The 14017-nt window shown below is 63.8% G+C and carries 9 protein-coding genes; 7 read left to right on the forward strand and 2 right to left on the reverse strand.

All coding sequences use genetic code 11. From position 1 onward, the window contains the following. Positions 1-157 precede the first annotated feature (157 nt). The 5 genes from VRB54_RS04985 (at position 158) to VRB54_RS05005 (ending at position 6982) form a co-directional block, all read left to right on the forward strand. Positions 158-2494, forward strand: a complete 2337-nt coding sequence (locus VRB54_RS04985; RefSeq protein ID WP_338479753.1) for a putative bifunctional diguanylate cyclase/phosphodiesterase — start codon at positions 158-160, stop codon at positions 2492-2494. A gap of 194 nt (positions 2495-2688) precedes the next feature. After that, positions 2689-3366, forward strand: coding sequence for a methylamine utilization protein (locus VRB54_RS04990; RefSeq protein WP_338479755.1), 678 nt, complete (start codon positions 2689-2691; stop codon positions 3364-3366). Next, positions 3350-5698, forward strand: coding sequence for a putative bifunctional diguanylate cyclase/phosphodiesterase (locus tag VRB54_RS04995; RefSeq protein ID WP_338479756.1), 2349 nt, complete (start codon positions 3350-3352; stop codon positions 5696-5698). The genes VRB54_RS04990 and VRB54_RS04995 overlap by 17 nt, the downstream gene beginning before the upstream one ends. A 10-nt stretch (positions 5699-5708) precedes the next feature. Beyond that, on the forward strand, positions 5709-6563 hold the full coding sequence (locus tag VRB54_RS05000) for a DUF3034 family protein (RefSeq protein ID WP_338479757.1): 855 nt from the start codon (positions 5709-5711) through the stop codon (positions 6561-6563). Further along, entirely contained in the window at positions 6563-6982 is a 420-nt protein-coding gene (locus VRB54_RS05005) for a group 1 truncated hemoglobin (protein WP_338479758.1), read from the forward strand. The genes VRB54_RS05000 and VRB54_RS05005 overlap by 1 nt, the downstream gene beginning before the upstream one ends. Positions 6983-7140: 158 nt before the next feature. Here VRB54_RS05005 and VRB54_RS05010 read toward each other — a convergent pair whose 3' ends face one another. Then, entirely contained in the window at positions 7141-9558 is a 2418-nt protein-coding gene (locus VRB54_RS05010; protein WP_338479759.1) for a glucose/quinate/shikimate family membrane-bound PQQ-dependent dehydrogenase, read from the reverse strand. A 397-nt stretch (positions 9559-9955) separates the two neighbouring features. Continuing rightward, a complete protein-coding gene (locus VRB54_RS05015; RefSeq protein ID WP_338479760.1) occupies positions 9956-11974 on the reverse strand; it encodes a TonB-dependent receptor in 2019 nt (672 codons plus the stop codon). 140 nt (positions 11975-12114) lie between these two features. On the opposite strand from VRB54_RS05015, the gene VRB54_RS05020 reads away from it, so the two are divergent. Both VRB54_RS05020 and VRB54_RS05025 read left to right on the forward strand, forming a co-directional pair. Further along, the gene (locus VRB54_RS05020; protein ID WP_015371321.1) at positions 12115-12348 is read left to right on the forward strand and encodes a VF530 family DNA-binding protein; all 234 of its coding nucleotides are present in this window, start codon (positions 12115-12117) and stop codon (positions 12346-12348) included. A 4-nt stretch (positions 12349-12352) separates the two neighbouring features. Beyond that, on the forward strand, positions 12353-12979 hold the full coding sequence (locus tag VRB54_RS05025) for a Pr6Pr family membrane protein (protein WP_338479764.1): 627 nt from the start codon (positions 12353-12355) through the stop codon (positions 12977-12979). The last annotated feature ends 1038 nt before the right edge of the window (positions 12980-14017 follow it).

Raw genomic sequence — 14017 nt, forward strand, 5'->3', positions numbered from 1 at the left:
ACGCCAAAAACCCGCCACCCCTCTCAGCAATCTGCTAAAACCAATCATTCCACCAAAATAGATATATTCCTGACACCCCACCACCAGGCCGCAAGGAATGCACATACCGACAGCCACCAGCGGTCAAGAACGGCGAGCCTCTCCCGAAAGCTCCGCCATGACCTGGCGTCACACCTTCCAGACCCGCATCGCCGCGGTCCTGGCGCTGTTGCTGTTGATCGTGGTCGCCGCCACCTACTTCGCCGTCAAGGTCGCCACCACCCGTGCCGTGGAAAACCAGGCGCATGTCCAGATGAAAACCGGCAGCGAGGTATTCGAACGCCTGCTCGACCTGCGCGGTCGCCGGCTGCACTACGGTCTGGACTGGCTGACCACCGATGCCCCGTTCAAACAGGCCGTGGCCGAGGGCAACAGCGAGGCGATTCTCGCGGCCCTGCGTCGGCACGGCTCCGGTATTCGTTCGAGCGAAGTGTTCGTGCTGGGGCTCGACGGCAAGGTGGTGGTCAGCACTTTACCGGTGTTCACGCGCGGCCAGCCGTTTCCCGCTGACGGCGCTCTGCGCCAGGCGCGGCGCAAGGGACTGCAGATGCTGATCGTGGCGATGGACGGGCGGCCCTACCTGCTGGTGCAGAAAGACGTGTACGACCCGTTGCCCATCGCCCGCGTGGTCATGGGCTTTCCCATGGACACGCAGTTCGCCAGCGAACTGCGCTCCATGAGCAACCTGGATGTGTCGTTTATCAGCGTGCATGGCGGTCAACCCGGTCCGCTGTTCAGCACTCAGCCCGAGGGCTGGCAGGCCGGCGTCGTCAGTCTGCTGCGTGAGGCGCCCCTCAACCCCGAACCACAGATCACCCGGTTTTACGGCGAGCGTGTGCTCAGCCAGGTGCTGGCCCTGGCCAACACCGGCGACAGCGGTGAGGTGCGCGTGCTGCTGCAAACCCCGCTTGACCAGGCGCTGGAGTCCTTTGAACCACTCGACCGGCAGTTTCTCGGTATCGCCCTGGCGGTGCTGCTGGTGTCGCTGGCCGGGGCATTGTTCCTCGCGCGGCGGGTGTCGCGCCCGCTCAGTGCCCTAGTGGACGCCGCCGCGCGCATCGGCGCCGGGGATTACCGCACGCCCGTGCGGGTGCGCGGCCAGGATGAATTCGGCCTGCTGGCCCGCGCGTTCAACGCTATGCAAAGCGGCATCGCCATGCGCGAGCGGCAACTGGCGCACAACGCCCTGCATGATCCGCTCACCGGCTTGCCCAATCGCGCGCTGGCGATGGAGCGCCTGGGCAGCGCGATCAGCGCACGGCGGCCGGTGGTGTTGCTGTACCTGGGCATCGAAAATTATCGGGTGATCAATGAGGGCTTCGGGCCGGAGGGCGTCGAGGAAATGCTGCGTGAAGCCAGCCGCTGCCTGTCCATGAGCCTGCTGACCAGCGACACGGCAGCGCGCATCGCCGGCAGCGAGTTTCTGTTGCTGCTGGAAAACACCCAGGTCGACCGCGCCGTGGCCCGCGCCGACCGCCTGCATGCGTTGCTCACCGAGCCCCGGCGCATCGGCGATGACGAGGTGCGCCATGAAGTGAGCATCGGCATCGCCGCCTACCCCGCCGATGGCCAGCAGGTGGAAGAGCTGATCAGCCGCGCCGCCATCGCCCGGCATGATGCGGCGAGCCTGCCCGGCCACCTGCAGATCTACCAGCAGGACCGCGACCTGGCCCACCAGCGCCAGATCACGCTGATCCGCGACTTGCGCCGCGCCCCCGTCGAAGGCCAATTGCTGCTCTGCTACCAGCCCAAACTCGACCTCAAGCTCGGCCATGTGTGCCAGGCCGAAGCCTTGCTGCGCTGGCAGCACCCGACGCTGGGCCTGGTCTCGCCGGCCGAATTTATCCCCCTGGCCGAGCGCACCGGCAGCATGGGCCTGCTCACCGCCTGGGTGATCGAAGAGGCCATCCGCCAGATCGCCGACTGGGCCCGGCGCGGGCTGCTGATCCAGCTGTCGGTGAACATTTCCGTGGATGACCTGGCCGACGATGACCTGGCCATGCGTGTCACCGGGTTACTGGCGCAATACGGCGTGCCGGCCCGGCAACTGATTTTCGAGATCACCGAAAGCGCGATCATGCACAACCCGCAGCAGGCCCTCAGCGTGCTGGAGCAACTGCGCGATTGCGGCATCAGCCTGTCGGTGGATGACTTCGGCACCGGTTACTCGTCGCTGGCGCAGTTGCAGCGCCTGCCGGTGCAGGAGTTGAAGATCGACCAGTCTTTCGTGCGCAACCTCGACAGCGCCGCCGGTGACGGCGTGATCGTGCGGTCCACCATTGAAATGAGCCATAACCTGGGGCTCAGGGTGGTGGCCGAAGGGGTCGAATTCGAGCCCAGCCTCAGGTTACTCAAGCTGTGGAACTGCGACACCGCCCAGGGTTACCTGATCAGCCGGCCGTTGGAGGCGATGGCGTTCGAGCAGTGGATGGGTCAGCAAAGCGTGCCGGTCTGATCCCTACAGTTTTTGCGCAGGCAGGCGATAACCTCAATGAGCCTGACCGATTGCATAGGTTTTTTACCGACCGACGGTCAGGCGTGCGACGCTGTTCAATGGTGGCCCTTTGCCTTGCTTGCGGCATCATAGCTGCCATTGGTTCCAATTTTTGCCAAGGCTGGCCGCTTTTCTCCTTAATTCGCGGATCTCCCATGGGTCGAGTTGTTCAACTGCTATCTCGCGCGGCGCTGTTACTGGCGGCGGCTGGCCCCGTCTCGGCGGCCACGCTCGAGGTGGTCATGCATCAGGCCGATGGCAGCCCGGTGGCGGATGCAGTGGTCACCCTGCAGGGCCCGGCCCATGCGCCGACGGGGCTGCTCAAGGCCGATATGGACCAGCGCGGCCAGCGTTTCGCGCCTCATGTGCTGGCCGTGCACACGGGCACCCAGGTGCTCTTCCCCAACAGCGACAACATTCGTCATCAGGTGTATTCCTTCTCGGCCGCCAAGCGGTTCGAGTTGCGCCTGTATGAAGGCACGCCGAGCGAACCGCTGCTGTTCGACAAGGCCGGCGTGGTGGTGCTGGGCTGCAATATCCATGACTGGATGCTCGGCTACATCTACGTCACCGACGACCCGGTGTTCGGTGTCAGTGACGCTCAGGGCCGTGTGCGCCTGGAGCAACTGCCGCCCGGCGACTACCACGCCACCCTGTGGCACCCGCAACTCAAGGCCATGCAGCCGTTGGACGGCGGCACCCTGCACATTCCCGCCACGGGCCTGAGCCACAGCGTGGTGCTGGCCCTGGAGCCGGTGTCCGCCGATCTTCCGCCCACGCCATCGGCGTTTGGCGAGGCCTTCCATCGAGCCGCCCATGAAACTGCGCAGTAGTTTCCAGGCGCGGGTCGCCACGGTATTGATCCTGCTGTCGCTGGTGGTGATCGGTGCGTTGTATTTCAGTGTGAAAGTCGCGACCCGCTCAGCGGTGCGCGGCCAGGCCATGACCCAATTGGAGGTAGGCTCGCGGGTGTTCGAACGCCTGTTGGATGCGCGCAGCCGACGCCTGGCCGATGCTGTGCAACTGCTGGCCACTGACTTCGGCTTTCGCGATGCGGTGGCCAGTGGCGATTCGGCGACGATGCGCTCGGTGCTGCTTAACCATGGCAAGCGCATCAATGCCAGCGACATGATCCTGCTCGGCATGGACGGCAAAGTCCTGTCCAGCACCCTGAGCGAAGTGCCTGAAGGCTCGACCTTCCGCTACGACCAGGCACTGCGCGAAGCCAAAAGCAAGCACCAGGCCACGCTCATCGTGCCGCTGCAAGGCCGGCCGCACCTTCTGGTGGAAGCGTCGGTGCTGGCACCGCTGCCGATTGCGCGGGTGGTGATGGGCTTCAGCATGGACGGCACGTTTGCCGATGAGTTGCGCTCGTTGAGCAACCTGGAAGTGTCGTTCCTGGCAATCGACAAAGGGGTGCCCGGCGAGTTGGTCAGCACCCAGCCGCAGGCGCTGCGCGAAAGCATCCTGGACCTGATGGAGGGCGATTCGAGCCGCCGGGGCGTATCGACCACTGATCATCTGGAACACAGCTTCCTCAGCCAGTCGCTGGTGCTGGCCAGCGACGACGACGGTAAAGTGCTGGCGCTTCTGCAAAGCCCCTTGGATGCGGCAATGCAGGCGTTCGTGCCGCTCGATGAAAAGATCCTCGGCATTGCGCTGGTGGCGCTGCTGGCCTCTTTGATCGGTGCCTTGCTGCTGGCGCGCACGGTGTCGCGACCGGTGCAGGCGCTGGCATCGGCGGCCGAGCGTATCGGGCAAGGCCACTACCTCACGCCGGTGACCCTGACCCGCAGCGACGAACTGGGTTTGCTGGCCGGCGCGCTCAATGCCATGCAAAAAGGCATCGCCGAACGCGAGCAGCAACTGGCGCACAACGCGCTGCATGATCGCCTCACCGGCCTGCCGAACCGCGCACTGGCGATGGAACGTCTGGGCAGCGCGATTGCCCTGCAGCGGCCGATTGCGCTGATTCACCTGGGCATCGATAACCTGCGTGCCGCCAGCGAAGCTGCCGGGCCGGACGCGGTGGACCAATTGCTGCTCACCGTCGGCCGGCGCCTGCAAGCGGTGCTGCGCCCCGGCGATACGCTGGCGCATCTGATCGCCGACGAGTTTCTGTTGTTGCTCGAAGGCGCCGGCAGCGACGAGGCGGTGGGCATGGCCGACAAACTTCAACAATTGCTGCTGCGCCCCCAAAGCATCAACGGCCATGACCTGGCGCTGGACTGCCGCCTTGGCATCGCGACCTACCCGGCCGATGGCGAAACCGCACACACCTTGCTCGAACGCGCCGCGATTGCCATGACGGACGCCGCGAAAATCCCCGGGCGCCTGCAGGTTTACAAGCAGGGCAGTGACCTTGCCCATCGCCGCCAGATCACCCTGATCCGCGACCTGCGCCACGCGCCCGGCCAGGGGCAATTACTGCTGCACTATCAGCCCAAGCTGGACATTCGCCACGGCCATGTGCGCCAGGCCGAAGCCTTGCTGCGCTGGCAGCACCCGCACTTCGGCATGATCTCGCCGGCGGAATTCATCCCCCTGGCCGAGCGCTCCGGCAGCATCCGCTTGCTGACCCAGTGGGTGATCGAGGAGGGCATCCGCCAGCTGTGCGAATGGAACCGGCGCGGCCTGTACCTGCAACTGTCGCTGAACATCTCGGCAGAAGACTTGCAGGGCGACGAACTGGCGCACCGCGTCTCGGCGCTGCTGCGGCGCTATGGCTTGCCGGCCGAGCAACTGGTGTTCGAGATCACCGAGAGCGCGGTGATGCGCGAGCCGGAAAAGGCCCTGAAAGTCCTGCACCTGCTGCGCGACTGCGGTATCAGCCTGTCGGTGGATGACTTCGGCACCGGTTATTCATCGCTGGCCCACCTCAAGCGCCTGCCGGTGCAGGAGCTGAAGATCGACCAGTCGTTCGTGCGCAACCTCGATGAAACCAGTGAGGACGCGGTGATCGTGCGTTCCACCATCGAGATGAGCCACAACCTTGGCCTCAAGGTGGTCGCAGAGGGCGTCGAGTACGCCCACAGCCTGCGCCTGCTGGAGCGCTGGCAGTGCGACACGGCGCAAGGCTACCTGATCAGCCGGCCGTTGAGCGCCGATGCTTTCGAAGCCTGGGTGGCGTTGCCGCTCAGTGCGCAAACTTCCCTGGTTCATTGAGTAGGCCGACGTGCGTCTTTTCCTGATCGGCTGCCTGGCCGCCCTGACTGTGCAAACCGCCCAGGCCGATAACGGCCGCCTGATCGCCACCGGCGGTGCCAGCAGCCTCGAAGGCGCAGCCGGCGGCGGCATCACGCCGTGGGCGGTACTTGCCGGTTATGGCGAGCAGCACGAGTGGGGCGCCACGGCGTTCGCCACCACGGTCAACCTGCCGGATTATCGCCTGGATGTGGCCGGGCTGGCGCTGGCCTATGACAACCGTGTCGAGCTGTCTTTCGCCCGGCAACGTTTTGACCTCGGCACCCTGGTGCACCGGCTCAACCTGCCGGATGACCATCTTGGCCAGGATGTGCTGGGGATGAAGGTGCGGTTGTTCGGCGACGTGATTTACGACCGTTTGCCCCAGGTGTCCCTGGGCCTGGAATACAAACACCAGAACAATTTCGACATTCCTCGCCTGGTCGGCGCCAGGCGCGACAGCGATGTGGAAGGCTATCTCGCCGCCAGCCGTTTGTTGATGGGCGCGGCCTTTGGTTACAACGTGCTGGTCAACGGCAGCCTGCGCTACAGCCGCGCCAATGAAACCGGCCTGCTCGGTTTTGGCGGCGACCGCCGCGACCGTCGCAGCCTGCTGAAGGAGGGCTCGGTGGCGGTGCTGTTCAACCCGCGCTGGGCGGTCGGCGTGGAATACCGGGAAAAACCGGACAACCTGTCATTTGCCCGCGAAAGCGATTGGGCGGATCTGTTTGTCGGCTACTTTCCCAACAAGCATGTGTCGGTGGTGCTGGCCTACGCGCGCCTCGGCGAAATCGCCACGCTGGCTGACCAGAACGGCACCTATCTGTCAGTGCAGGGGAGTTTCTGATGCGCTTTCTACCGGTTGTACTGGCAGTGCTGCTCAGCGCCTGTGCCCAGCAACCGCCCAGGGATGACAGCCTGTACCGCGACCTGGGCGCGATGCCCGGCATTACGCGGATTGTGGAAGGCATGCTGCTCAACGTGGCCCGTGATCCGCGTATCGTCGAGCACTTCCGGCGCGTCGATATCCAGCGTTTGCGCAACAAACTGATCGAGAAATTCTGCGTGGAGGCGGGCGGGCCGTGCACCTACACCGGGGATAGCATGGCCGAGACCCACAAGGGCCAGAACGTGACCCGCAGTGACTTCAATGCGCTGGTGGAGGATTTGATTGCGGCGATGGACAAGGAAGGCATCGCCGTACCGGTGCAGAACCGCCTGATTGCGCGGTTGGCGGCATTGCGCGGTGAGGTGATCGAGCACTAGCCTGCGCTGTTGCACAACAAACTGGAGACGCTGTGGCAAGCCCGCTCGCCACAGGGATGGGGGTTGTGCCTGAAACTTCTCACATTGAGTGTTTATGCCCCATTAAAAAGGCGGCTACCTGTTGAGGGTAGCCGCCTTTTTATGACCGCCCGTGCCGCTTAATCAGGCAGTTTGAACGCCATCACGTAGTCGCCTTGCTTGGTGCCCAGGGAGCCATGACCGCCGGCCATGACCAGCACGTATTGCTTGCCGTCCTTGCCGGTGTAGGTCATCGGTGTGGTCTGCGCGCCGGCTGGCAGGCGACCTTCCCACAGTTGCTTGCCGTTTTTTACGTCGTAGGCACGCAGGTACTGGTCGAGGGTGCCGCTGAGGAACGCGACGCCGCCGGCAGTGGTGAAGGTTCCGCCCAGGCTCGGTACGCCCATGGTCAGCGGGATCGGAATCGGCGAGCTGTCACGCACGGTGCCGTTCTTGTGCATCCAGATGGTCTGGTGGTTGGTCAGGTCGACCGCGGCCACATAACCCCACGCCGGTGCCTGGCACGGCAGGCCCAGTGGCGACAGCAGTGCTTCGAGGATCACGCCGTACGGCGCGCCTTTGTTCGGCTGCACGCCTTCGGTTTCGCTGACGCGCGGGCCTTGTTTGGCGATCTCGGCGGCCGGGATCAGCTTGGATTTGAACGCCATGTAGCTGGGGTTCACAAACGCGATCTGACGCACCGGGTCGACCGAAATGCCGCCCCAGTCGAACACGCCGAAGTTACCCGGGTACACGATCGAGCCCTGCAGCGATGGCGGGGTGAACGGGCCGTCGTAGCGCATGGATTTGAAATCGATGCGGCACAGCATCTGGTCGAATGGGGTCACGCCCCACATGTCGCGCTCTTTGAGCGGCGGCGGCATGAAGTTCAGCTCGGATTTGGGCTGAGTAGGGGAGGTGCGATCACCTGCCACTGCGCCTTGCGGCACCGCCACTTCGTGGATCGGCACGACCGGCTGGCCGGTCGCGCGGTCCAGCACGTAGATGCTGCCTTGCTTGGTCGAGGCCATCACTGCCTGCTTGACGCCGGCTTCGGTCTTGACGTCGATCAGCGACGGCTGGCCACCCACGTCCATGTCCCACAGGTCGTGGTGAGTGAACTGGAAGCTCCATTTCACATGGCCGCTGTCGATGTCCAGGGCGGTGAGGCCGGAGGCGTATTTCTCGGATTCGTCGGTACGGTCGCCGCCGTACTGGTCGGGCATCTGGTTGCCCATCGGCAGGTAGAGCATGCCGAGTTTTTCATCCACGGCGAACATGGACCACATGTTCGGCGAGTTGCGCGTGTAGGTCTGGCCTTCGGCCAACGGGGTGGTGTCGTCCGGGTTGCCGCTGTCCCAGTTCCACACCAGCTTGCCGGTGTGCACGTCGAACGCGCGGATCACGCCGCTTGGCTCGTCCGTCGAAACGTTGTCGGTGACGTGGCCGCCGATCACTACGAGGTTTTTGGTGACCGCCGGTGGCGAAGTGGAGTAGTAACCGCCTGGCGCGAAGCTGCCGATGTTGGCGCGCAGGTCGATCTGGCCTTTGTCGCCGAAGTCTTCACACATCTTGCCGGTGTCGGCGTTGAGGGCGATCAGACGAGTGTCGGCGGTCGGTACGAAGATGCGTTTCGGGCAGGCCGTCGGCGCGGCGGCCGGGCTGGCGCTGCCGGTGGGGCTTTGCTCGGAGGCGTAGGCGGCGTCATCGTGATACGACACGCCACGGCAGGTCATGTGCGCCCACCCCTTGAAGTTCTCGGCGCCCTGGCTGCTGATCTTCGGATCGAAGCGCCAGATTTCCTTGCCGGTGTCCGGGTCCAGGGCAATGACCTGGCTGTGCGGGGTGCACACGTAGAGCATGCCGTTGACCTTGAGCGGGGTGTTTTCCGCAGTGGTCTCGCCCGGATCACCGGCGCCCGGGATGTCGCCGGTGCGGAAGGTCCACGCCGGCACCAGCTTGTGCGCGTTGGCCGGGGTGATCTGCGCCAGTGGCGAGTAGCGATCACCGAAGGCCGAACGGCCGTAGGAGTTCCAGTCCCCGTCGGCCTGGGCGGGTGCGGCGTTGGCCATGCCCGGCACTGCGTCGCGGTCGAGCTGGCCTTTCTTGACCATGACACCTGGGGTGGTGAACTGGCTGGCCAGTGCGGCGGCACCCGCCAGCACCACGGCCACGCTCAGCGCGCCGGTGCCCAGCGGCGCAGGTTGACCACGCAGCAACGGACGGCGAAACCACGGCAGCAGCATGACCAGACCCAGGGCGAACAGCAGCGCCAGGCGCGGCACCAACTGCCACCAGTCCAGGCCGACTTCCCACAAGGCCCACACGGTGCTGGCGAACAGCACCAGCGCGTAAAGACCCAGCGCCGCGCGGCGGGTGGCCAGCAGCAGGACGCCGGTCAGGATGAGGCCGATACCGGCCAGCAGGTAGTACAGCGATCCGCCGAGCATGCTCAGCTTGACGCCGCCGGCCAGCAAGGCCAGCCCCATGATCAGCAGCAAGACGCCAAGCAGCCTGGGCAGCAGGCGGCTTGGGCTCGAAGCACCATCAGTGCTCATAGTGTGTTTCTCCGTCACGTTGGAATAATTATGTAACCCCGCGCTTCACTGTAGATGACGATTCGACGCGGGCTTGGTTCAGGGTTTTTTTGCTATTTCTGGGGAACGCGAGGCTTATCCACAAGCGGACGATAGATTCCCCATACGCAGGCCGATTTAAGACAGCGCTGTCTTTATGCTTGGGGACTTTCGGCGAAAGGGGATGACCGGGAGGTGAAGCGTTTCAGATTGTTGCGAAGGATAATGCGGCGGGGCGTTTTGAGAAAGCGTAAATCGCAAGATGCATCATTTCAGATTTGGTAACAGTGACTGAATGTCGCGGCAAAAACTTAAGGGGTTAGCGGGCTCATGTGGGAGGGAGCAAGCCCCCTCCCACAGGGGAACTGCAGTGCGGGCGTTAGAAGATGGTACGCACGCCGACCTGCACACTGCGCCCCGGTGCCGGGGCGATGTCGCGCAGGATCGAGCTGGCGTAGCGCACGGTCTGGTTGGTCAGGTTTTCACCGTTGACGAACGCCAGCCATTGGCTGCCCCCCATGTTGAAGTGGTAACCGGCGCTGGCGCCCAGGGTGGTGTAGCCGTCGGTGCCGCTTTCGTTGTCCGGCACGCGGCCCTGGCCGGCGGCATGTTCCACGTCGATGCGTGCCTGCCAGCGGTCCAACTCCCACAGCAGGCCGCTGCTCATGCGTAATGGCGCAATGCGCGGCAGGGCTTCGCCGGTGTCGAGGTTGGTGGCTCGGGTGTAATCGCCCGACAGTTCCAGAGCGAACTTGCCGTAGGCGCTTTCGCCGAGTTTCCAGTGATCCTGGGCTTCGAAGCCGGCGAAACGGGCACGCACGCCGGAGTAGGTGTACTCGGGGATGCCGCTCGGGTCGGCTTCGCCTTCGTCGTTCAAGGTGCGACCGGTGCCCAGCAGGCCGATGTAATTGGAGAAGTGGCTGTAGAACACACCGAAGCTGCCCTTGTGGGTGCCGTTGTCGAAGCGCAGCGCCAGGTCGCTGGACACGGCCTTTTCTTTCTTCAGGTTGGCGTCGCCCAGTTCATAGGTGCCGGTGGCGACGTGGGCGCCGTTGGCGTACAGCTCGTAGAAGGTCGGTGCGCGCTCGGTGTAGCCCAGAGTGGCGGCCACCGACCAGATGGGGGTCAGCGTGTACACCGCGCCCGAGGACAGGCTGCCGGCGGTGAAATCGTTGCTATTGTCGGCTGCGGCAAAGCGTGCGTTGCCCTTGGCATCGGGGTCGACGCTGGTGTGTTCCAGGCGCCCGCCGAGGCTGAGTTTCAGGCGCTCGGTGGCTTGCAGCTCTTCGAGAATAAACAGCGCAGCGGCATTGGTGTCGGTCTGTGGCACGAAGGCTTCTTCGCCCAGTGCGGAGAACTCGTTGCGCGTTACCTGGGCGCCGACCACGCCGTCGAGCGGGCCGATGGGCTGGTGGCGCGCTTCGACGCGGGCCTCGTAGCCCTTGTTCTTGAAGATTGTTCCAGTCTCGCCACCCTCGATTTCGCGGTGCTCGTAATCGGTGTAGCCCGCGTCGAGTTTTACCGAGGTAAACGGGCCTTGCAGGTTGCGGATCTCGGAGGCGAAGGCGTAGTGGTCCTGCTTCATGCGGATACGCACCGCCTGTTCGGCCGGAGAGCCGTAATTGGCGTCGTAAGTGCTGTAGGACAGCCCGGCATAACCGTCGTCCCAGGTGTAGGAACCACCCACGGCACCGCCGTCCTGGCGCCCGTCGCTGTTGCCCAGTCGCCCGTCTTTGCCAGGGCCGTCCTCGCTGACCGGCGCGTGGCGGCTGCGTGCGAAACCGGGGATCTTCAGGTCGTCGAATTCCCGTGCGTTGGCGTCCAGGTGCAGCGCGAAGGCACCGTTGCCGGCTTCCAGTTTGCCTGCGCTGCTGCGGGTGGTGTCGGCGCCGCCGTAGCGCAACTCGCCGGCACCGTGGATGCCTTCGATGGCTTCGGTGGGGATGCGATTGTCGAAGGTGTTGACCACGCCGCCGATGGCGCTGCCGCCATACAACAGCGCCGCCGGGCCGCGCACGATTTCAACGCGCTCGACATTGACCGGGTCCAGCGGCACCGCGTGGTCGTAGGACAGTGACGAGGCATCCAGCGCGCCCACGCCGTTGCGCAGAATGCGAATGCGGTCGCCGTCCTGGCCGCGGATGATCGGCCGACTGGCGCCCGGCCCGAAGTACGAAGACGACACGCCCGGCTGCTTGTTCAGGGTTTCGCCAAGGCTGCCTTTCTGTTGCAGGGTCAGGTCATCGCCTTCGAGCACGGTGGTGGGCGAGGCGAGCTGTTGGCTGCCCAGCGGGTTGCCGGTGATGACCTGGGGTTGCAATTCAAGGGCGTGGGCTTCAGAGCAGATCAGCAGGGCGGCAGCGAGTGGGGTCAGGCGCCACAGAGAGCAGAGAGACATCGTACATTCCTTGGTAAAACGTTTGATATTTGTAGTTACAATATAACATCTCTTTTTTCGCCGGGAAGGGGAACTTTTTACCTGGATCGGCGCGGTGGTAAGGTGTGCCCCCTCGTGATCATTTCCCTGATAGGCCCCGCATGACCGCAACACACAACGACCCACTGCACGGCGTGACCCTGCAACACGTCCTCACTACCCTGGTGGAACACTACGAATGGTCGGGCCTTGCCGAACGTATCGATGTGCGCTGTTTCAAGAGCGACCCGAGCATCAAGTCGAGCCTGACGTTCCTGCGTAAAACGCCGTGGGCGCGGGAGAAAGTCGAAGGGTTGTACGTCAAGCTGATGCGCACCAAACGTCCGCTGGACTGAGCCGATGAAGCGTTTCATTGCGGCGGCGGCGCTGGCCGGTTGGGTGGGGCTGGCAATTCAGCAGTACCTGATTTTCCATTCGCGCTGGGAGACCGGCGCCAGCCTGTTGGGTGGGCTGGTCAACTTTTTCAGTTTCTTCACGGTGCTGACCAATACCCTGTCGGTGGTGGTGCTGAGCTATGCGCTGGTACCTCGGAGTGGCGCCGCCAAACGTTTTTTCCTGGCGCCCAGGGTCAGCAGTGGAGTCGCCGTGAGCATCGTCTTCGTGAGCCTGGCTTACAACCTGCTATTGCGGCATTTATGGAGCCCGCAAGGCTTTCAGTTTATCGCCGATGAACTGCTGCACGACGTGATGCCGCTGCTGTTCTTTATCTACTGGTGGCGCTGCGTGCCCAAGGACTCATTGCGTTTCAAGCACATTGCGGGTTGGGTGATCTACCCACTGGTGTACTTCGGCTATGTGCTGCTGCGCGGGGATTTGCTGGGACAGTATCAATACCCGTTCATCGACGTGGGCACGCTGGGTTATCCACAGGTGTTTGTGAATGCCGCAGGCATTCTGGTGGGGTTCGTGCTGGTCGCGCTGGTCATGGTGGGGCTGGGCAAGTATGCGAAGACTTGCGCGAACTGATGTGGGCTTGTTGTGGCGAGCGGGCTTGCACCGCGTTGGGCTGCGAAGCAGCCCCAAAACCAGGCTCTACGCACTATCAGTCACATTGCGCTGTCCTTGATTGGGGGCGCTTCGCACCCCAACGCGGGGCAAGCCCGCTCGCCACAGAGTTACAGCGTCGAGGCTTTCACATGGCCTGGCTCAGGCTTCGTCGCTGCCTTGCGCGCGCCAGTAGCCGGGGACCTTGAGGAATTCTTCGTTGACCTGATGAGGTTTGTGCTGGTCATGGTGGGGCTGGGCAAGTATGCGAAGACTTGCGCGAACTGAGGTGGGCTTGTTGTGGCGAGCGGGCTTGCCCCGCGTTGGGCTGCGAAGCAGCCCCAAAACCAGGCTCTGCGCAGTGTCAGGCACACTGCGTTTTCCTTGATTGGGGGCGCTTCGCACCCCAACGCGGGGCAAGCCCGCTCGCCACAGAGTTACAGCGTCGAGTCTTTCACATGGCCTGGCTCAGGCTTCGTCGCTGCCTTGCGCGCGCCAGTAGCCGGCGGCCTTGAGGAATTCTTCGTTGACCTGATGAGGTTCGTGTTAGTCGCGCTGGCCATGGTGGGTTGGGTAAATATTCAAAGGCTTGCACGAACTGAGGTGGGCATGTTGTGGCGAGCGGGCTTGCCCCGCGTTGGGCTACGTAGCAGCCCCAAAACCAGGCTCTGCGCAGTGTCAGGCACACTGCGTTTTCCTTGATTGGGGGCGCTTCGCACCCCAACGCGGGGCAAGCCCGCTCGCCACAGAGTTACAGCGTCGAGTCTTTCACATGGCCTGGCTCAGGCTTCGTCGCTGCCTTGCGCGCGCCAGTAGCCGGGGACCTTGAGGAATTCTTCGTTGACCTGATGAGGTTTGTGCTGGTCATGGTGGGGCTGGGCAAGTATGCGAAGACTTGCGCGAACTGAGGTGGGCTTGTTGTGGCGAGCGGGCTTGCCCCGCGTTGGGCTGCGAAGCAGCCCCAAAACCAGGCTCTGCGCACTATCAGTCACACTGTGCTGTCCTTGATTGGGGGCGCTT

It is taken from the genome of Pseudomonas trivialis, assembly GCF_036864995.1.
Classification (GTDB): domain Bacteria; phylum Pseudomonadota; class Gammaproteobacteria; order Pseudomonadales; family Pseudomonadaceae; genus Aquipseudomonas; species Aquipseudomonas trivialis.

Excerpts from the sequence above, each read along its gene's own strand:
- VRB54_RS05020 (WP_015371321.1), top strand. The coding sequence starts at position 12,115 with ATGACCGCAACACACAACGACCCACTGCACGGCGTGACCCTGCAACAC.
- VRB54_RS04985 (WP_338479753.1), top strand. The coding sequence starts at position 158 with ATGACCTGGCGTCACACCTTCCAGACCCGCATCGCCGCGGTCCTGGCG.
- VRB54_RS05015 (WP_338479760.1), bottom strand. The coding sequence starts at position 11,974 with ATGTCTCTCTGCTCTCTGTGGCGCCTGACCCCACTCGCTGCCGCCCTG.
- VRB54_RS05005 (WP_338479758.1), top strand. The coding sequence starts at position 6,563 with ATGCGCTTTCTACCGGTTGTACTGGCAGTGCTGCTCAGCGCCTGTGCC.
- VRB54_RS04995 (WP_338479756.1), top strand. The coding sequence starts at position 3,350 with ATGAAACTGCGCAGTAGTTTCCAGGCGCGGGTCGCCACGGTATTGATC.
- VRB54_RS05010 (WP_338479759.1), bottom strand. The coding sequence starts at position 9,558 with ATGAGCACTGATGGTGCTTCGAGCCCAAGCCGCCTGCTGCCCAGGCTG.
- VRB54_RS05025 (WP_338479764.1), top strand. The coding sequence starts at position 12,353 with ATGAAGCGTTTCATTGCGGCGGCGGCGCTGGCCGGTTGGGTGGGGCTG.
- VRB54_RS04990 (WP_338479755.1), top strand. The coding sequence starts at position 2,689 with ATGGGTCGAGTTGTTCAACTGCTATCTCGCGCGGCGCTGTTACTGGCG.